Source organism: Larkinella ripae, assembly GCF_054780775.1.
Genome location: NZ_BAAGVR010000024.1, coordinates 277,738 through 295,555, shown reverse-complemented (window position 1 = coordinate 295,555; position 17,818 = coordinate 277,738). Strand labels below are relative to the sequence as shown.

Annotated in this window: 19 protein-coding genes; 14 read left to right on the top strand and 5 right to left on the bottom strand. The window is 53.6% G+C overall.

The features are described 5' to 3' along the window. Positions 1–20: 20 nt before the first annotated feature. On the top strand, positions 21–1,190 hold the full coding sequence (locus ACYVHX_RS19905; protein WP_460673436.1) for a cysteine desulfurase family protein: 1,170 nt from the start codon (positions 21–23) through the stop codon (positions 1,188–1,190). Between the two features lie 120 nt (positions 1,191–1,310). Continuing rightward, positions 1,311–2,171, top strand: a complete 861-nt coding sequence (locus ACYVHX_RS19900) for an SDR family oxidoreductase (RefSeq protein WP_460673435.1) — start codon at positions 1,311–1,313, stop codon at positions 2,169–2,171. Here the strand turns inward: ACYVHX_RS19900 and ACYVHX_RS19895 are convergent. After that, positions 2,168–3,301 (bottom strand): trans-sulfuration enzyme family protein, encoded by a 1,134-nt coding sequence (locus ACYVHX_RS19895; RefSeq protein WP_460673434.1) that lies wholly within the window; start codon positions 3,299–3,301, stop codon positions 2,168–2,170. The genes ACYVHX_RS19900 and ACYVHX_RS19895 overlap by 4 nt on opposite strands. 125 nt (positions 3,302–3,426) lie before the next feature. On the opposite strand from ACYVHX_RS19895, the gene ACYVHX_RS19890 reads away from it, so the two are divergent. The 6 genes from ACYVHX_RS19890 (at position 3,427) to ACYVHX_RS19865 (ending at position 8,978) form a co-directional block, all read left to right on the top strand. Next, positions 3,427–4,317 carry an SDR family oxidoreductase gene (locus ACYVHX_RS19890; protein WP_460673433.1) on the top strand — a complete coding sequence of 297 codons (891 nt, stop codon included), beginning with the start codon at positions 3,427–3,429 and terminating at the stop codon, positions 4,315–4,317. Between the two features lie 155 nt (positions 4,318–4,472). After that, positions 4,473–5,240, top strand: coding sequence for a class I SAM-dependent methyltransferase (locus ACYVHX_RS19885; RefSeq protein WP_460673432.1), 768 nt, complete (start codon positions 4,473–4,475; stop codon positions 5,238–5,240). A 63-nt stretch (positions 5,241–5,303) separates the two neighbouring features. Then, entirely contained in the window at positions 5,304–6,674 is a 1,371-nt protein-coding gene (locus ACYVHX_RS19880; RefSeq protein WP_460673431.1) for a GWxTD domain-containing protein, read from the top strand. After that, positions 6,647–7,459, top strand: coding sequence for a 23S rRNA (guanosine(2251)-2'-O)-methyltransferase RlmB (gene rlmB, locus ACYVHX_RS19875; RefSeq protein WP_460673430.1), 813 nt, complete (start codon positions 6,647–6,649; stop codon positions 7,457–7,459). Before ACYVHX_RS19880 ends, rlmB begins: the two co-directional genes overlap by 28 nt. A gap of 284 nt (positions 7,460–7,743) precedes the next feature. Further along, a complete protein-coding gene (locus ACYVHX_RS19870) occupies positions 7,744–8,289 on the top strand; it encodes a hypothetical protein (RefSeq protein WP_460673429.1) in 546 nt (181 codons plus the stop codon). After that, positions 8,289–8,978 carry a hypothetical protein gene (locus ACYVHX_RS19865; protein ID WP_460673428.1) on the top strand — a complete coding sequence of 230 codons (690 nt, stop codon included), beginning with the start codon at positions 8,289–8,291 and terminating at the stop codon, positions 8,976–8,978. Before ACYVHX_RS19870 ends, ACYVHX_RS19865 begins: the two co-directional genes overlap by 1 nt. 88 nt (positions 8,979–9,066) lie before the next feature. Here the strand turns inward: ACYVHX_RS19865 and ACYVHX_RS19860 are convergent, their stop codons facing one another. The 4 genes from ACYVHX_RS19860 to ACYVHX_RS19845 all read right to left on the bottom strand — a co-directional run bounded on the left by ACYVHX_RS19860 (position 9,067) and on the right by ACYVHX_RS19845 (position 12,588). Then, positions 9,067–9,549, bottom strand: a complete 483-nt coding sequence (locus tag ACYVHX_RS19860; RefSeq protein WP_460673427.1) for an FKBP-type peptidyl-prolyl cis-trans isomerase — start codon at positions 9,547–9,549, stop codon at positions 9,067–9,069. 129 nt (positions 9,550–9,678) lie between these two features. Continuing rightward, positions 9,679–10,050 (bottom strand): c-type cytochrome, encoded by a 372-nt coding sequence (locus ACYVHX_RS19855; protein ID WP_460673426.1) that lies wholly within the window; start codon positions 10,048–10,050, stop codon positions 9,679–9,681. A gap of 221 nt (positions 10,051–10,271) precedes the next feature. Then, complete coding sequence (azu, locus tag ACYVHX_RS19850) at positions 10,272–10,742, bottom strand: azurin (RefSeq protein WP_460673425.1); 471 nt, start codon at positions 10,740–10,742, stop codon at positions 10,272–10,274. A 154-nt stretch (positions 10,743–10,896) separates the two neighbouring features. Next, the gene (locus ACYVHX_RS19845; RefSeq protein WP_460673424.1) at positions 10,897–12,588 is read right to left on the bottom strand and encodes a VRR-NUC domain-containing protein; all 1,692 of its coding nucleotides are present in this window, start codon (positions 12,586–12,588) and stop codon (positions 10,897–10,899) included. A gap of 156 nt (positions 12,589–12,744) precedes the next feature. Between ACYVHX_RS19845 and ACYVHX_RS19840 the strand changes: the two genes are divergently transcribed. The 6 genes from ACYVHX_RS19840 (at position 12,745) to ACYVHX_RS19815 (ending at position 17,679) form a co-directional block, all read left to right on the top strand. Next, positions 12,745–13,695: a DUF2157 domain-containing protein gene (locus ACYVHX_RS19840; RefSeq protein WP_460673423.1), complete on the top strand. Its 951-nt coding sequence runs from the start codon at positions 12,745–12,747 to the stop codon at positions 13,693–13,695. A gap of 21 nt (positions 13,696–13,716) precedes the next feature. Continuing rightward, positions 13,717–14,886 carry a hypothetical protein gene (locus tag ACYVHX_RS19835; protein WP_460673422.1) on the top strand — a complete coding sequence of 390 codons (1,170 nt, stop codon included), beginning with the start codon at positions 13,717–13,719 and terminating at the stop codon, positions 14,884–14,886. 213 nt (positions 14,887–15,099) lie between these two features. Next, positions 15,100–15,459: a RidA family protein gene (locus tag ACYVHX_RS19830; RefSeq protein WP_460673421.1), complete on the top strand. Its 360-nt coding sequence runs from the start codon at positions 15,100–15,102 to the stop codon at positions 15,457–15,459. 8 nt (positions 15,460–15,467) lie between these two features. Beyond that, positions 15,468–15,686, top strand: coding sequence for a hypothetical protein (locus ACYVHX_RS19825; protein ID WP_460673420.1), 219 nt, complete (start codon positions 15,468–15,470; stop codon positions 15,684–15,686). Positions 15,687–15,959: 273 nt separating this feature from the next. Further along, the gene (locus ACYVHX_RS19820; RefSeq protein ID WP_460673419.1) at positions 15,960–16,301 is read left to right on the top strand and encodes a YceI family protein; all 342 of its coding nucleotides are present in this window, start codon (positions 15,960–15,962) and stop codon (positions 16,299–16,301) included. A 190-nt stretch (positions 16,302–16,491) separates the two neighbouring features. Next, entirely contained in the window at positions 16,492–17,679 is a 1,188-nt protein-coding gene (locus ACYVHX_RS19815; protein WP_460673418.1) for a phosphoglycerate kinase, read from the top strand. Positions 17,680–17,818: the final 139 nt, after the last annotated feature.

Genomic DNA, 17,818 nt, shown 5'->3' with positions numbered 1-17,818 from the left:
GGGGTATTACACGACATCCCATGCGCGCTTACCTTGACAATGCTGCCACGACCCGGCTCGATCCGCAGGTCCTGGAGGCCATGCTTCCGTTAATGACCGAAGACTTCGGCAATCCTTCCTCAATTCATTCGCACGGGCGAAAAGTGCGGACGGCCATTGAGCGGGCTCGGAAAACCGTCGCGACGCTGCTGCACACCTCCCCCGCCGAAATCTTCTTTACGTCCGGCGGCACCGAAGCCGATAATACCGCCCTCCGCAGTTCCATCGAAACCTACGGTCTGACGCACGCCATCACCTCGCCCCTCGAACACCATGCCGTGCTCCATACGCTGGAATACCTGGCGAAGCAGGGCCAAATCAAACTGAGTCTGGTGGACGTGGACGAAACCGGCCGCGTTGATCTGGCCCATCTGGAGGAACTGCTGCGCGCACACCCGGATACACTCGTCTCGCTGATGCAGGGCAACAACGAAATCGGCAACCTGCTCGATCTGGAAGCCGTCGGTACGCTCTGCCTGGAACACAAGGCGGTTTTTCATTCCGATACCGTTCAAACGATGGGCCATTATCGCCATGATTTACAGCATCTTCCGGTCGATTTTATTGTCGGAGCCGCCCACAAATTTCACGGCCCCAAGGGAGTCGGTTTTCTGTACGTAAACGCCAACTCTAAATCGGGTCGCGGGCCGATCCATCCGTTTGTACACGGTGGTTCGCAGGAACGAAACATGCGGGGCGGCACCGAAAACGTCTACGGCATTGTCGGTCTGGCCAAAGCACTGGAACTGGCCTACGCCGGGATGGACCAGCACCGGCAAGCCATCGAAAGCCTGAAAAACCGGATGATCGCCCAACTCCGCGAACGGCTGGACGGCGTTTCGTTCAACGGCCGGTCGGCCCACCTCGACGAAAGTTTGTACACGGTTTTGAACGTCGGCCTGCCCGCTTCGGACCTGAGCGACATGCTGTTGTTCAACCTCGACATTGCCGGAATTTCGGCTTCGGGCGGAAGCGCCTGCACCAGCGGTTCCAACCTCGGCTCGCACGTCCTGTCGGCCCTCCCCCACAACGACCCTGAGCGGGGCGCCATCCGGTTTTCATTCAGCAAGTACACGACAGCAGAAGAAGTGGACTACGCCGTTAACACCCTGGTCGAACTGTTCCAGCGCGAACAGGAAGCCGTGAGATAAACTGAGCTACCAAGCCTTTCAGGCTTGGAGCTTAGACTCGCTATTTCAACTTTCCACTAAACTTCTCCTTTGCTTCCGGGTTACTGGTAGTACCAACTAACGTAACCTGAATCAAGTCGTATGCAAGCGCGAACGTGTCTGATCACCGGTGCGAACTCCGGAATCGGGCGAATAACGGCCCTGGAACTGGCCCGGAAAGGCTTCGATCTCATTATGCTCTGCCGAAATATGGACAAGGCCCGGCCCGTTCGTCAGGAGATCAAGAAGGTCAGCAAAACCGGGCGGGTCGATCTGATCTGGTGCGATACCGCCAGCCAGACGTCGGTTTTGCAGGCGGCTCACGAAATCACGGATCGCTACGACCGGCTCGATGTGCTGCTCAACAACGCCGGTTTGTACATTGGCAGCGAGCAGTATTCGCCCGAAGGCATCGAATTGACGTTGGCAACCAATCACCTCGGTCCGTTCCTGCTCACCAATCTGTTGCTGCCCTTGCTTCGGAAAGGCGACCAGTCGCGCATCATCACGGTTTCGTCGGAAGCCCACCGCTGGGATCGCGGTTTTATCCTCGAAGAACTGGCCAAGCCGCGATCGTACGACGGTATGCGGGCCTACGGGGCATCCAAATTGTGCAACATTCTGTTTTCGAACGAATTAGCCAAGCGATTGGCGACCGATGGCATCACCTCGAACAGCCTGCATCCGGGTGCTGTCAAAACCAATTTTGGTCAAACCATCGGTAATTTTCAAAGCCTGGTCTTTAATCTGATGCGGCCTTTTTTCATCAGTCCCGAGAAGGGCGCCGAAACCAGCATCTACCTGGCATCTTCGCCGGAGATTACCAACGAAACCGGTTTGTATTTTGCCAAAAGCCGGCCCAAAGTGCCCAGTGCAGCGGCCCAGAGTGACCACAACGCCCGCCAGCTCTGGACGCTGAGCGAACAGTTAACGCAACTCCAAAACCGCCTGCTGACGGTTTAAGCCGGTTTTGCGTGCAACAACGCCTGTTCCAGATCGGCAATCAGATCGTCGGCGTGTTCCAGACCCACCGAAATGCGCAGCAGATTCTGGGGCGTCGTCGTGTTCGGGCCTTCCACCGACGCCCGGTGCTCGATCAGACTTTCAACCCCGCCTAAACTCGTGGCCCGGGTAAATAGCCGGACGTGACCGGCCACCGCCATCGCAGCCTCGGCTCCGTCTTTGATCTGCACGGACAGCATGGCCCCGAACATGGCCATCTGTTTCTGCGCAATTGCGTAGCCCGGATGGGTTTCCAGCCCCGGATAGTACACCGCTTCGACGGCCGGGTGCCGGTTCAGAAATTCCGCCAGTTGCAGCGCCGTGGCCGATTGCGCCCGAATGCGGGTCGTCAGGGTTTTAATACCGCGCAGCAGCATCCAGCAGTCGAACGGAGCCGCCACCGCCCCGCCCAGCAGCTGAAACCGCCGAACGCGCTGGTAGAGCTCACCATCTTCTCTGAACACCAGCGCCCCGCTCAGCACGTCGCTGTGGCCGCCGATGTACTTGGTGGTTGAATGCATCACCACATCACAGCCCAGGTCGAGTGGACGTTGCAGAATGGGGGTTGCCCAGGTGTTGTCGCAGACACACCACGCCCCGGCCTGGTGCGCCAGCGCGGCAATGGCCTGGATGTCGGCGATTTTCAGCAGGGGATTTGACGGCGTTTCGATCCAGATCAGCCGGGTATTTTCGTGAATCGACGCCTGAATATGGGTCAGGTCCGTAAAATCGGCGCGGGTGTAGGTCAGTCCCCACGGATGAAACAGTTCTTCCAGCAGGGCCGGGGTGCCGTGGTACGCATCGTCGGGGATGATGACGTGATCGCCCGGCCGGAGTCCCAGCAGCAGCGTCATGGTCGCGGCCTGTCCCGAGCTAAACGCCAGTCCGTCAAAACCGCCTTCGAGCTGGGCCAGCGCGAGTTCGAGCGCGTTTCGGTTGGGGTTGCTGGTGCGGGCGTAAACGTGGCCGTGCGGAAAGGTCCCGTCGGCATCCCGTTCAAACGTCGTGCTGAGGGAAATGGGCGGAGCAACAGCCCCGGCGTTGGCGTCGACCACCCGGTTTTGGTAAATAGCGAGAGTTTCGGGATGCATACGGTTTTGGTTTACGCGCGAAAATAGTGTTAGTTTATGGTTTATGGTCTATCGTTGATGGTTTATCGTTCAACACATCCGATCAACGGCAACTGAAAACCAATCAACCCTTAACCAGCAAACGGATGATCAAAGCCGAGGGAATGCTCCGTGAGGATGCATTAAAAGATAAAACCATTATTGTGACGGGCGGAGGAACGGGCTTGGGAAAATCGATGAGCCGGTATTTTTTGCAGCTGGGCGCCAACGTCGTCATTTGCAGCCGGAAATTGCCCGTTCTGGAAGCCACGGCCGCCGAGCTGATGGCCGAAACCGGTGGTCAGGTGTTGGCGCTGGCCTGCGACGTCCGGAATCCGCAGGAAATCGAGGCTGTCCTTACGCAAACCATCGAACGGTTTGGCCGAATCGACGGTTTGCTAAACAACTCGGCGGGTAATTTTATCAGTCCGACCGAGCGGCTGTCGTACAAAGCCTTCGATGTGGTGGTCGATATTGTCCTGCGTGGCACGTATTATTTTACGCTGGCTGTCGGGAAATACTGGATTGAGCACAACATTCCGGGTACGGTTTTGAACATTTCAACCACCTACGCCACCACCGGTTCGGGGTACGTAGTGCCGTCGGCGGTGGCGAAAGGGGGCGCCCTGATCCTGGTTAAATCGTTAGCGGCCGAGTGGGCCAAGTACGGCATTCGCCTGAACGCCATTGCGCCCGGGCCATTCCCGACCAAAGGCGCCTGGGACCGGCTTTTTCCGGAACCGATCGCCAACCTGCTGGACCCCGGCAGCCGGATTCCGCTCAAACGGGTGGGCGACCATCAGGAACTGGCCAATCTGGCGGCTTATCTCCTGTCCGATTATTCAGCGTACATGACCGGCGAATGCATCACAATCGACGGCGGGGAGGTGCTGGCTGCGGGCGAATTCAATCACCTGGACTCGGTGAGTTCGGAGCAATGGGATGCCATTGGTAAAGCCATCAAACAGACCAACCGAGCCGGTAAGGAGGAAAGCTAAGATCCGAAAGATTTTAAAGCTCTGGTAAATGCCGTATCTTTGAAGTACGGTATACCTGATGGGCCTGACCACAACGGCGACTCCCTTGCGACGGAATTCTCCTTGGTTTTACAGCCTGGCCATCTTCTAATCCGCGGAATCCGAGTTCACGACCTATGTATAAAACCACTGAAATTACCTCCGCCGAAATTGCCTCCGACAACCCCGTTCACCAGCGGTTGTTGTTTCCGTACGTCGAAGCTGCCCAGATCGTGCGCGGCAAGGTGCTGGAAATCGGCTGCGGCTGGGGACGCGGACTGCAACTGCTGACCCAGGCGGCTGCGCACTATACCGGCATTGACAAAAACACCGAGTTGATTCAGTCGCTTCGGCAGGAATACCCAAAATCGACGTTTATTCAGGCCAACATTCCGCCCCTGAGCGGCCTGACCGACAATTCGTTCGACTATATTGTGACGTTTCAGGTGATCGAACACATTGAGAACGACGATCTGTTTATCAAAGAAGCCTTTCGGGTCCTGAAACCGGGGGGCACCCTGCTGTTAACCACCGTAAACCGCCTGTTTTCGCTCACGCGCAATCCGTGGCACGTTCGGGAATACACAGCCGAAGAGTTGAAAAAATTGATACTGCGGTATTTTCCAAAGGTCGAAACGCAGGGGATTCACGGCAACGGCAAGGTGATGGATTACTACGAGCAGAACAAGAAGTCGGTCGAGAAAATTACGCGGTACGATGTTTTCGACCTGCAACACCGCCTGCCCCGCTGGATGCTCCAGGTTCCGTACGATCTGCTGAACCGTTTGAACCGAAATAAGTTATTGGAAGCAGACAGTCTGGCGGCCGAAATCCAGTACACGGATTATCAGTTGACGAACACGCCCGCCGGAAGTCTGGATTTTTTTTACCTGGCAAAGAAATAAGCGACTGGCTTTAACGGGATTGGCGGTTTTGTTCGTTGTATGGAAGACTAGTATATGAACCGTATGAGAATCGTAATTATCCTGCTTTGTGCGACCTTGCTCGGGGCCTGTGCTTCCGGTAAACGCAGCAAAACCACGGAAAACACCGTTGGCCAGACCGAGCGGTCGGGTCAACGAACGGCTGATCGCACACCGGAGCGTTCGCCGGGCCGCCCGGCTTCGGAACCGGCGCAATCGACAGCCCAATCGGCTCCCGCGCAAAGCAACTGGCGCGTGGTGTCAACCAAAGGACGCTTTCTGGGCAAAGACTCTTCATCCATCCGGGTGTATATGAACCTGATGGTGCGCAAAGGCACCGAGCATGCTACCGTCGAGGATTTCACCTCCCGGTTTATGCTCAACTACGTCATTTATCCGGACTACAACAGCCGCGAACGGCTAGGTTACGGCAACGTACCGCTGACGGCCGAGTCCGTGATCCGGGAAACGTCACCCGAATCGGGCGATGTGCTGACGGTTTTCTTTGACGTCAAAAAACCGGCTAACGCCATTAACGGGGTGATGCTGAACGAAATTACCGAGATCAGCTCCGGCCGGAAAGTGCTGAACGATCTGCCCATTCGGTTCAGAGTGGTAAAACTCAGCGACCGGTTTGCGCTTTTCGACCCCAAAACCAACCTGCCGCACCAGCATCATTTTGTCGGTGCCGGTGATACGGTCGTCATCCGGGATGTCAACGGGGCGGTTTCCAAATCGCTGCACCTCTACCGCTACCGGCACGATTTCGACCCCGCCCAGTCGCCGATGAACACCACGCCCCGCCCCGCGGCCAAAACACTGAACATCGATTCGACCCTGAGCGTGACGACCAACCAGCCGTTTTCGCTGCCGGATGAGGGTTTGTATTATTTTCTGGAAGACACCGCCGACGCTTACGGACTCGGATTGATGGTGACCGACAACCGGTTTCCGAAACTGACCCGTCCCGAAAAACTGGTCAAACCGGTTTTATACGTGAGCACCAACACCGAAATCAACGGGCTCAACTCGGCTGCGGACTTCAAAAAAGCCCTCGACCGCTACTGGCTCACGATGATGGGCGGTGACCAGAGTCTGGCACGGGGCGCTATCCGGGCCTATTACGGTCGGGTTGAAGAAGCCAACCGCTTATTTACGACCTATAAAGAAGGCTGGAAAACCGACAAAGGCATGATTTACATTGTGCTGGGTCCGCCCGACCGGGTGCAGCGCAGCCGCGACCGTGAGGTATGGGTCTATAACCAGCGGGCCAACGTGTCGGAAATCAACTTTACATTTAATCGAAAACCCAATCAATTTGTTGAGGATCACTACGAACTGGTGCGATATGTCGAATATCAACCCGTCTGGTATCCCGTCGTCGAAGCATGGAGAACCGGCGCAATTCGCGAGTAAATCCGTATCATCACAGTAAGCCCAAACAATACTCCAGCGAGGAGATGGTGTTTGGCATTCAATCCGTTACCGAAATTCTGCGTTCGGGCAAGGATATCGATCGGCTGTATCTGGTCAAAGAAGGCAGCTTTCCCGAAATTCAGCAACTGGCGTTCGAACGACGCGTGACCATTCAGCGGGTTCCGGCCGAAAAGCTGGACCGGATTACGCGCAAAAACCACCAGGGAGCCATCTGTTTCGTGTCGGCGATTCACTACGCCAAGCTCTCGAATGTCATTGCGGGGGTGTATGAGCAGGGCCAGGTGCCGCTGCTGCTGGTGCTCGACCGGATTACGGACGTGCGCAACTTCGGCGCCATTGCCCGGACCGCCGAGTGCGCAGGGGCGCAGGGCATCGTTATTCCGGCTCGGGGAACCGCCCTGATCAACGCCGACGCCATGAAAACGTCCTCGGGCGCGCTGAGCCATTTGCCGGTTTGCCGCGAGGTGCATCTGGAAGAGACGATAAAATACCTGAAAGAGTCGGGCATTAAAGTCGTGGCCTGTACCGAAAAAACCGACCATTACCTTTACGACGTTGATATGTCCGGCCCGACGGCGATCGTCATGGGTTCGGAGGACGACGGTATTTCGGACGACTTGTTGCGACTGGCCGACCACCACGCCCGCATTCCGCTGGTGGGGCAGGTCGAATCGCTGAACGTATCGGTGGCCACCGGAGTGGTGTTGTACGAAGCCGTTCGCCAGCGGATTTTCAGCGAGCCGCCCGTCGATGAAGGGTTTTAAGAAAGGCCGTTTTTGGCAGTGAATCCGGCGTTCATCCGGATCACCGAAGTATTATTTCGAATGCTATTAGAGTCTACGATCAACAGATTTTGACTCCAGCTAAAATTTCAAAGAATACACCGATGTTCCTCCTAGAATTACTATTGAGGTAGACATCAGCACCGACATTAGCAAATTAGGTGTTTACTATTGGTGCTTATTAATTCGTAAGGGAATTTCCGTCGAATAATTTTCTCACTTATTCTCCAGCTTTTTCATAATTTGCGATTTGCAAATCGCAAATTATGAAAAAGCATAATGGTATGCGACCGCAGGACGTTATGATTCTGCTAAAGGTATCTGCCCATATAAAAAATCGTCCAGGAAAACTTTTTTTCAATAGCCCGTTAATAAAAAAAAATATTGCGACTGAGCTTGGCATCAGCCCGGCTGAAGTGACCGAATCCCTGGCCCGGTCCGCTTACGCGGGATTATACGATTCTACGAATAAACAAGTACGATCGCTCGCTTTACTGGATTTTCTGCAATACGGTTTGAAATACGTCTTTCCGCAACAACCCGGCGCGATCGTCCGGGGAATTCCGACTGCGCATTCAGCGAAACCGCTTTCAGCTATCATTTCATCCACTGAAGTGTATGTATGGCCGAATGCCGATGGCCCGGCCCGGGGCCAGGCCATTGAACCACTATACCATACCGTTGACATCGCCATTAAAAATGACGAAAAACTGTATGAACTACTGGCATTGACCGATGCAATCCGAATTGGGAAATCCCGCGAAGTGAATATTGCCGTTGAAGAATTAAAAAAACGCCTACTACCCAACTGATGCCTCAGGATGTGAATCTGGCACATTTGTGTCATGTGGCCGATGCGTTGGCTAATTTGCCTGAAAAGTTTGTTTTTGTAGGCGGAGCTACGGTTCAATTATACGCGACAGATCCGGCTGCGGCCGAACCAAGACCTACCCAGGATATTGATGTCGTGGTTGCACTGGTCCGCTACAGCGACACTACCGAGCTAGAGCAGAAGTTAGTACAACTCGGTTTTTCGAACGACATCCTATCGGGTGTAATTTGCCGGTATATCTACCAGAACATTATCGTGGATGTAATGCCGACAGAATCATCGAGTCTGGGATTTAGCAATAAATGGTATCCGGAAGGAGTTGAACAGGCCAGACCATATGAAATTGATGCCGACCATACGGTTTTCATTTTTACAGCGCCTTACTTCTTAGCTTCGAAACTGGAAGCATTTAAGTCCCACCGGCACGGACACGATATTCGCGGAAACAGTGATTTTGAAGATATGATCTATATTTTTGACAACCGCGAGGAAGTTGCTGGAGAAATTAAAAAGAGTCCCGACTCGGTGCGGCTGTATTTAGTTGACGAGTTGAAAAAGTTGTTGGCTCATCCCAGCATTTATGAAGGAATTTCGGTGCATTTAGAGCCAGCTACTTCAAGTCTACGAACTCAACGAATTCTGAAAATCTGGGATGAAATTACCAGATAGAATCCACAAAAAACCGGTAGCGGTACGTTCAGCGTACCGCTACCGGTTTTTATGGACGGCGCTTTTTTCAAAACCGTCATCATTTTTATCAATTCACGCCAACCAGATCAATCTTGAAGACCAGGATCGAGTTGGCCGGAATGCTGCCCACCGCCTGAGATCCATACGCCAGACTGGGAGGTAAGTAGAGCGTAATGCTGCCGCCGGGCGCAATCAGGGGAATCCCCTCCTGCCAGCCCGTGATCAATTGCCCCAGCCCGAAACGGATGCCGTTGCCACTGTCAAAGGTGCTCCCGGTGGTCAACCGGCCGACGTAGTTGACGGTCACGGCCGAGCAGACCGTCGGTTTTTCGCCCGTTCCCGGGGCATGAATGGTGTAATAAAACCCCCGATCGTCGGCCGTCGCTGTGATCTTGCTGGTATCAATAAAGTTTTTCAGCGCCGTAATCTCGGCCTGAGGAGCCTTCACCGTTACCGGCGCCGGATTGCAGGGCGTTTGTTCAACATTACTTTGCAGACAGCCGCCCGCAATCAACGTCAGGGCGATCAGGACAAATCCGTATTTTTTCATCTTCCGTTCTCCTTATTTTTGGCAACCTGGGGCCGTTAAAACCGCCTTTTTAACGAAAAACCGGCCGGGCATAAAAAACGGAATCCCTGCTTTCGGCAGAGATTCCAGGTATTGGTTACGCTTCAGAATTTAGGCTTTTTTCTTGGCGGCCGCTTTTTTAGCAGGTGCTTTCGAGCCCCCGTCCAGCGAATTAATCCACTTGGCCATTTTCAGGGCTTCGTCTTTCGGGACGCTTTTCAGCGGAGCCATCGGTGGATAACCGGGCCAGTGTTCCGGTTTTGGGTCATAAATCAGTTCGACAATCTGCGCGTCGGTGTATTTTTTCTTTGCTACCTCTTTGTAAGGAGGACCCACCAAACGGTTGTCCGGATTGTGACAGGCCAGACAAGCGTTCTTTTGCAGCAACCCTTTGATGTCGTCAGGGATCACGGTTTGTGCGTTACTGTCGACGGCAATTGCGGTCAGGGCAACCGCAATGAGCAATCCAAACGTTTTTTTCATGTAAATACAATTAAAGCTATGAGTTATGATTACCAACGGACTTGGGCTAGCAAAGTTAAAAGGCTGCATCATATCCGCCAACACTCGACCGGCTTTTTCCGCATCTCTCCCTGTTATGACAATGGTTTGCCCCGAAGGTTTAATTTTTCGTAAAATAATTAGGGCCGGACCCGCAAGGATGTACCCCCACCGATCCGGCCCCATTATGCCAATTGACTGCCTTATTCGACGATAAACTTTCCCTGCATCAATCCGTAGTGACCCGGAAAGCTGCAAATAAACGGATAGGTTCCTTTCTTGGGAGCCGTAAATTCAATGGTATCACTTTCGCCCCCACCCAGCAGCTTGGTATGGGCAATGATGTTGGCGGCTTCCGATTTGGGAATGTACTCGTCGTCGCGCGCCAGATTGGCTTTCGACGAAAAGTCGGCAATATTGACGCCGGATTTCAACAGGACGAAATTGTGGCCCATCGCCTGTTTGGCGTATTTACCCGTATGTTTCAGCGTCAATTTTACTTTTTGTCCGGCTTTGACTTTAAACTCTTTCTTGTCAAACTGCATAGCGTCCGTTCCGTTCAGGCTCAGAACGACCGGCCCTTTTTTGGCCTGCGCAAAAACCGGCGAAATTGGCGATACCGAAATTCCGAAAAATAAAACCGCCATGAACAGGCGCATTTGGAGGATTTTCATCTACTTGGAATGGTTTGGTTAATGGTAAACGGAGTATGAGTCCGAAGCAACAAAAGTAGACAAAATCATTTATTTAGACTAATTCTATTATAATGACCTGGGGAATTCGTGCCCGGAAAAAACCGTCTCGCACGAATTATTCCATAAAATCGACTCAAGCGGTCCAGATGACCCGCAACACCCGCCCGTTAACCCCGATCATCTGGAAGAACTCCAGCCAGTGTAACTGCTGCGCGCCGAGGTGGTCGGTCGGTGATTTGACTTCCACAAATTCGTACTCGCCCGCTTCGTTCCAGATCAGCAGATCCGGAAAACCGCGCGTATTTTCGCGCAGGTTGCGGGAAATTTCGAGCAGAATCAGACCCAACTGCTTGGGTTCCAGCAATTCAACCATCTGAAGGTTCAGGTTCAGCAGTTCTTCGCTCCAGTCGACCAGCACGTTCGTAATGCCGTATTTCTCGAAAAAAACCGTCTCGATGTGTTTCTTCCAGTCGGCCCGCGTTGCCAGATCCGCCAACCGTTTTTTCAACTGCGCTTCCCGCTTCACGTAAAAATCGGGCAGGTAAAAATCCGACGGGGCGCGTTGCAGCGGGTGGTGAATGGCCTGCACGTTCGCGTCGTAAATTATGTCCCAGAACACCAGCCCAAACAGCCCGCGCCAGGGGTAGTTTTCGGTGAAAGCCGCTTCCCAGCCGGTTTCCAGAAAGTGATTCATGACCCCCGCTTCAACGTGGTGCCGGTAAATGGCCGGAACGCCGACGCTTTCGGCGTCGGACAAAAACCGGGTGGTCGCTTTCCGGCTGCGTTTTTTTTCCCCGGCGCTCATCATCTTCTCCCGAAAATCGTTGGCAAAATACCGCTCATCGGCGTTCTGCGGATTCAGGGCGATTTCGTCGCAAAGTGCCAGAGCTTCCTCCGTCAGACCCGACCGGAACAGCAAACGCACACGCCGTTCGCGGGCCGGAACCCGGTCGGTCAGGTTATAGACCTGCATGGCCTGTTCGGGCATTTTCTGCCGTTCCAGATAACCGCCTACGTGGGTCACCAGTTTGGCGTAGCCGGGCAGGGCAATCTCACTCAGGTTCGGCTTGACTTCGTCCCAGTTCATAAACCAGTTGAACACGTCTTCCGGGGGCGTCACCGAATCCCGCAGCTCGCGAAACTCCTCGTTCGTCAGCGAAATCAGCAGCTTGTCTTCCACTTCTTTGCGGTTGGCAAACCGGGCTGTCAGCTTCGACTCGTCATACCGTTCAAACGTCACCATGCCCATGTCGCGGATGACAAACTCGGTCATATCGGCCGAGCGGTTTCCGAAAAACAGGTATTTCAGCATCATCACTTCCGCGTCGAAATTCGGCTTAATGACGGTTTCGTGCCGGGTCAGGCTTTCCACCATTCGGTCGAACGCCAGCTCGTGCAGCGCATACCGCACAATGTTTTCCTTTTTCGCCTTGCCGAGCGGTTTGAGTTCTTCCGGTTCCAGCGGCAGCAATTCCAGCAATTCGGGCTTCGTAAACGTGTTCAGCACGGCTTCGCCCAACACCTCGTGGTGCGGATTCAGGCGCTCGATAAAACCGTGGATGAGCAATTCGCCCACGGCGGCCGGCAGGTCGTCAATTTCCTTGTACTGCAATTTCTGAATCCGAAAAAAGGTGCTCCGGCGGTTGCTGAACCGCACGTACATGCACTGGGCATCTTCGGTCAGGTCCCCAAACCGGCGAATAAAGTCTTTTTCCGCTTCGTTCAGCAAATGTCCGTACATCCGCCGGACAAACCCGATCAGGTAGCGAAAATAATCGAGGTAATATTTCGGAGGGAGTTCGACCTGTTGCGTATTGGTTGCCATGTTTTTAAGCAGGAAAGGGAGAAAAGAGCGAAGGAAAAGGGAAGAAAATAAGCCGATGCAATCAGAATCTTGCGTTTATTCCCTCCTCCTTTCCTCCTTTTTTCAATCCATTTGTTCATCTTTACTGTTATATCTATAACACCATTTTTCGTCAATATGTCCCCGGAACGGGTATTACAGGCACTTGCCGATCAGCACGTCATTGACCCGAAACAACGATCTGTGATTCAATCGGTTGAGGACCAAAAACTATTTTCCGTCCATTGGGAATTACGGTCGCTGCTCTACGTCGGAATTCTGTTGTTCACCACCGGAACGGGCTGGCTGATTTACCAATACATCGACCGCATCGGGCACAACCTGCTTATTCTGGTTCTCTCGGTGGTCTGTGCCGCCAGCTTTGTGTTTGCCGTTCGCTACAAAGGTCCGCTCACCCCGGGTCGCAGCCACAGCCGCTCGCCCTTCGGTGACTATGCCCTGCTGCTGGGCTGCCTGCTTTTTCTGACCTTGGAGGGTTATTTACAATACCAATATACGCTTTTCGGCACCCGTTACGGTTTGGTAACGTTTCTGCCGGCCATCCTGTTTCTGAGCCTGGCCTACCTGTTCGATCACCGGGGGGTGCTGGCGATGGGCCTGACCGCCCTGATTTCGTGGATTGGCGTGACGGTTCGCCCGCTGGAATTCTATTTCAAAGGCAACCTGAAAGACATGACGGTTTTGCTGTCGGCCGTTGCCCTGAGCCTGGTGCTGATGGCGGCCGCGCTGGTACTGGATCGCCGGCGCATCAAACGCCATTTCACGATCACCACCCTGAGTTTTGCCGGGAACCTGCTGCTGGTTGCCCTCATCGCCGGTTTATTTAATTTTGAAACCCTGCACCTCCCGTTTGCCGTGGCCCTGGCGGTGGCCTGCGCCGGTTTTGACTGGTACGCCCGGCGGGAACATTCCTTCCTGTTTTTACTGATGAGTACGTTCTACGGATACATCGGCGTGACGTATCTGGTGTTCCATTATTTGCATTTCCGCGACGAAGCCACCTACCTGTACTGGATCATAACCGGCATTGGGATCACGGTTTATCTCTCAAACAGCCGTAAAATCTAAGTCACTCAATCACACAATGGGATGAAAGCATACCATGAAACCTGGGTCCGGAACAAACACATCCTCGAACAAGCCGCCCGCTGGCGTCGGCAGGGTTTGGTCGATGACGCCAAGCTGAAGCAGATCCAGGAGAAATTTCCGGTCGGTTTTCGCGAATCCAACGGGTTTATCGAAGTCGGTTTGTTTGTCTTTTCCATCGTGGCCATCAGCGGGAGTTATTTTCTCCTGTTTTCGCTTTTGTCCAATGCCCTGAGCAACCGGGTTGTTTTCGACGTCTTCAACCTGCTTTTCGGTTTCGCCATCGGTTTGCTGGCCTACCACCTGATCAACACCCGCAACTATTACCGATCGGGCATCGACAATGCGCTGGTGATCGCGACGGTGGCGCTGATTGCCGTTGGACTCACCGGACTCCTCCCCGACAGCCTGCCGACCTGGCAGTACGGTTTGTTTGTCTTGCCCGTTCTGCTGGTGGGCATCGCGTATTACAGCGACCTGCTGCTGACGATGGCGGCCTTTGCCACGCTCATCACGGTTTTGTTCGACGGGTTGCTGGAATTTTCGGGCGGAAGACAAGTGCTTCCGTTTGTGCTGATGGCGGTTGCCGTGGGTTTGTACGTGCTGGCCCGGCTGTACGAAAACCGGGATCATCTGCTTTACTGGCGGGATAATTTTATTCTGCTGGAGTGGCTGTCGCTGAGCCTGTTGCTGATCAGTTGCAATTATTTCGCCAATCGGCAACTCAATTACTGGCTGCTGGACCAGCGCCCCGCTGAAGCGCCGGAAATTGCCGGGGCAACGCTCTTCTGGGGGCTGACCACCGCCGTTCCGGTTGCGATGCTTTATGTCGGCATTCGGCAAAAAGAGCGTCCGCTCTTGATTATGGGCGCTATTGGCTGGGGACTTGCGCTGGCAACCTGGCGGTATTATCATCCGCTTTTCCCGCTGGAGTTTTACCTGGTGATCAACGGATTGTCGCTTATTCTGGGGGCGGTTTTGCTCATCCGGTATTTGCGCGCGCCCCACAACGGGTTTACCGACCGGCCCGACGAAGATTCACCAAAAGAGTTTCTGCTCAATGCCGAAGCGCTTGCCACCATTCAGGCTACCTCGGGCCAGCTCGGTCCCAAGGACGACCTGCAATTTGGGGGGGGCGATTTCGGCGGAGGAGGCAGTGGCGACCGGTATTAGCGGCTTTTTCGGCTAGCAAAACCGCTTAGAATCTACCAATAATACATAAGGAATGCTGAATGTAAACGTGTTCAAAGCGCGCCAGCCTCCTTTTCCATTCAGCATTCCTTATTTTACATTTATTATTCCTCATCCGCCATGCGCTGTTCCCACCTTCCTAGTTTCAGGGAAGTCAAATCTTAAGCCGCTTGCTGACAACCCCTTATTGAGAACGTGAAAAATTTATTTCTGTCGCATTTCTTCAATACCGGGCGCCCGGCCCACACGCTTTATTGCGCCGGTCAGGCGGCCATGAACGCAGAGGACCAACCCGTTGCGGTCGGGATGGACGAACAAATCAAGCTGTGCCTCGACAACCTGGAAACGGTTTTGCAACAGGCCGGGTATTCGCTGGCGGACGTCGTGCGGCTCACTTATTACACGACTTCAATCGAGCCGTTTTTTGCGGCTTATGATCAGATCACCAACCGCCTGAAAGCAAACAATTGCCGGCCCGCCAGCACCCTCCTTGACGTAAAGGCACTGGCCTTGCCGGAATTAATGATCGAAATCGAAGCCACCGCCGTTAACTAACCGCAGCCATGTCCGAAAACCGCTATAACGTTTTTAATCCGATTCACAAGGGCTTGCGGGGCATGTTGTTCGACACGGCCATCCGCTTGCAGCAGACCGATCTGGCGCAGCCCGAAGCCCGCGCGACGGTCGAGCAACTGGAGCAGTTGCTCCGGTTTTTGATGAACACGCCGAGCACGAAGACCGGTTTATTCTGCCGCACATTCAGAAACACCATGCGCAACTGATTGATGAGCTGGCGAACGATCACCGCCTGAGCGAGACGCTGTTTGGTCACATCCGGGACTGGAAAACCGCTTCCGTGCCCGACCAGCGGGTCTCCATTGGTCAGTGCATCTTCTTTGCGTTCAGCGAGTTCATTGCCTTCAACCTCTACCAAAGGAACGATCTGTGTGAAAAGCGAGCCGCTGATTGTCAGAGAAGGTAAAGTAACCGGTGGTTCGTTCACCATTCCGGTTTCATCGATTCTGAGTACGAGCGTGCCGGTTTGAGGGAAACCGGTGTTGGTTCATCATCTGCAAACCGCCAATTTTTTCGACATAGCTCTGCATCCCAGCATCACCTATACCATTACCAGCCTGGTGCCCTATTCGGGCAGTGAGGGCTTGCCCGGCGCGAACTACCGGGTAAACGGCGAGCTGACGATTCTGGGTAAAACCCACCCGGTTAATTTCCCCGCCAAAATTCAGGTGAGCAACCGTCAGTTGGTGGTGGAAGCCAAGCTCCAGATCGACCGCACCCAATGGGGAATCACTAACAGTTCCGATCCCACGCTGCCCGATGAGCGGTATATCCTGCCGGCCATCGACATTCATCTGAAATTGAGTGGCGCAAAAATGTAAAACCGTACGAAAACTGAGGGATCAGGCCACGCCTTACCGTGTGGTCTGATCCCCTTTTAGGAAAATCACGAAATTGGATCGGTGCCGCTAATTTTAGCACAAATTCAATAAGCTGATCGTCTGGTTACGGCATTTAAGTAAAAACTCCTAAGTTCGGGCGAATTTTGCCAACTAACAGGAAATCTGTCGTATGAAAACCTTAGACGCTTATAATTTTTCCGGTAAACGCGCCCTGATTCGGGTGGACTTCAATGTTCCGCTGAACGGTAAATTCGAGATTACGGACGACACCCGCATGAAAGCGACGTTACCGACGATCAATAAAATTCTGAAAGACGGCGGTTCCTGCGTTCTGATGTCGCACCTGGGGCGGCCGAAAGGCGGTCCGGAAGATAAGTATTCGTTGAAACACCTCGTGGGTCCGCTGTCGATCATGCTGGGTGTGGACGTGAAGTTTGCCGACGACTGCATTGGCGAATCGGCCAAAGAACAGGCCGACTCCCTGAAACCGGGGGAGGTGTTGCTGCTGGAAAATCTGCGGTTTTACAAGGAAGAAGAAAAAGGGGATGCCGGTTTTGCCGAAAAACTGTCGAAACTGGGCGATGTCTGGGTAAACGACGCCTTCGGAACGGCCCACCGCGCCCATGCCTCCACGGCGGTGATTGCGCAGTTTTTCACCGACAAAGTGTGCGGCTACGTCATGCAGGCCGAGCTGGACAACGCGCAGCGGGTGCTGGATAACGCCGACCGGCCCTTTACGGCCATTATGGGTGGTGCCAAAATTTCGGATAAAATCCTGATCATCGAGAAATTGCTCGACAAAGTTGATAACCTGATCATCGGGGGCGGAATGGCCTACACCTTCGCCAAAGCCAAAGGCGGGAACATCGGAAAATCGCTGCTCGAAGCCGACAAACAGGATCTGGCGCTTGAACTGCTCGAAAAAGCGAACGCCAAAGGCGTTCAGGTTTACCTGCCCGTCGATAACGTGATTGCCGATGATTTTTCCAATACCGCCAACCGGCAGACCGTGGCAACGGGTCAAATTCCGGACGACTGGGAAGGGCTCGACATTGGCCCGGAAACCATCAAGCAGTTTTCCGATGTGCTGGCAAAGTCAAAAACCATTCTCTGGAACGGCCCGATGGGCGTGTTTGAATTTCCGAATTTTGCGGTCGGTACCAACGCCATTGCGGATGTGGTGGTGAAGGCCACGGAAGAAAACGATGCCTTCTCGCTCATCGGCGGGGGTGACTCGGCTTCGGCCGTCAACAATGCCGGTTATGGCGACCGCGTCAGTTACGTTTCGACGGGCGGTGGTGCCTTGCTGGAGTACATGGAAGGCAAAACCTTACCGGGCGTTGCGGCTTTGGACTAGAAAACCGAAATTAGCCAAATACTAATTTATCATTCCGATAATCACAAAAAAGGTCCTTTCAAGGGACCTTTTTTTATGATTTTTTAATTTTCACTCCTCAAAAACTGCCATTTTATTAACGGAGAAAAATTTATTTTAC

Coding starts and splice junctions, on each gene's coding strand:
- ACYVHX_RS19880 (WP_460673431.1), top strand. CDS start 5,304: ATGAGAATCGTAATTATCCTGCTTTGTGCGACCTTGCTCGGGGCCTGT.
- ACYVHX_RS19840 (WP_460673423.1), top strand. CDS start 12,745: ATGTCCCCGGAACGGGTATTACAGGCACTTGCCGATCAGCACGTCATT.
- ACYVHX_RS19890 (WP_460673433.1), top strand. CDS start 3,427: ATGATCAAAGCCGAGGGAATGCTCCGTGAGGATGCATTAAAAGATAAA.
- ACYVHX_RS19835 (WP_460673422.1), top strand. CDS start 13,717: ATGAAAGCATACCATGAAACCTGGGTCCGGAACAAACACATCCTCGAA.
- ACYVHX_RS19900 (WP_460673435.1), top strand. CDS start 1,311: ATGCAAGCGCGAACGTGTCTGATCACCGGTGCGAACTCCGGAATCGGG.
- ACYVHX_RS19865 (WP_460673428.1), top strand. CDS start 8,289: ATGCCTCAGGATGTGAATCTGGCACATTTGTGTCATGTGGCCGATGCG.
- ACYVHX_RS19885 (WP_460673432.1), top strand. CDS start 4,473: ATGTATAAAACCACTGAAATTACCTCCGCCGAAATTGCCTCCGACAAC.
- ACYVHX_RS19845 (WP_460673424.1), bottom strand. CDS start 12,588: ATGGCAACCAATACGCAACAGGTCGAACTCCCTCCGAAATATTACCTC.
- ACYVHX_RS19860 (WP_460673427.1), bottom strand. CDS start 9,549: ATGAAAAAATACGGATTTGTCCTGATCGCCCTGACGTTGATTGCGGGC.
- ACYVHX_RS19905 (WP_460673436.1), top strand. CDS start 21: ATGCGCGCTTACCTTGACAATGCTGCCACGACCCGGCTCGATCCGCAG.
- rlmB (WP_460673430.1), top strand. CDS start 6,647: ATGGAGAACCGGCGCAATTCGCGAGTAAATCCGTATCATCACAGTAAG.
- azu (WP_460673425.1), bottom strand. CDS start 10,742: ATGAAAATCCTCCAAATGCGCCTGTTCATGGCGGTTTTATTTTTCGGA.
- ACYVHX_RS19815 (WP_460673418.1), top strand. CDS start 16,492: ATGAAAACCTTAGACGCTTATAATTTTTCCGGTAAACGCGCCCTGATT.
- ACYVHX_RS19855 (WP_460673426.1), bottom strand. CDS start 10,050: ATGAAAAAAACGTTTGGATTGCTCATTGCGGTTGCCCTGACCGCAATT.
- ACYVHX_RS19825 (WP_460673420.1), top strand. CDS start 15,468: ATGTCCGAAAACCGCTATAACGTTTTTAATCCGATTCACAAGGGCTTG.
- ACYVHX_RS19870 (WP_460673429.1), top strand. CDS start 7,744: ATGAAAAAGCATAATGGTATGCGACCGCAGGACGTTATGATTCTGCTA.
- ACYVHX_RS19895 (WP_460673434.1), bottom strand. CDS start 3,301: ATGCATCCCGAAACTCTCGCTATTTACCAAAACCGGGTGGTCGACGCC.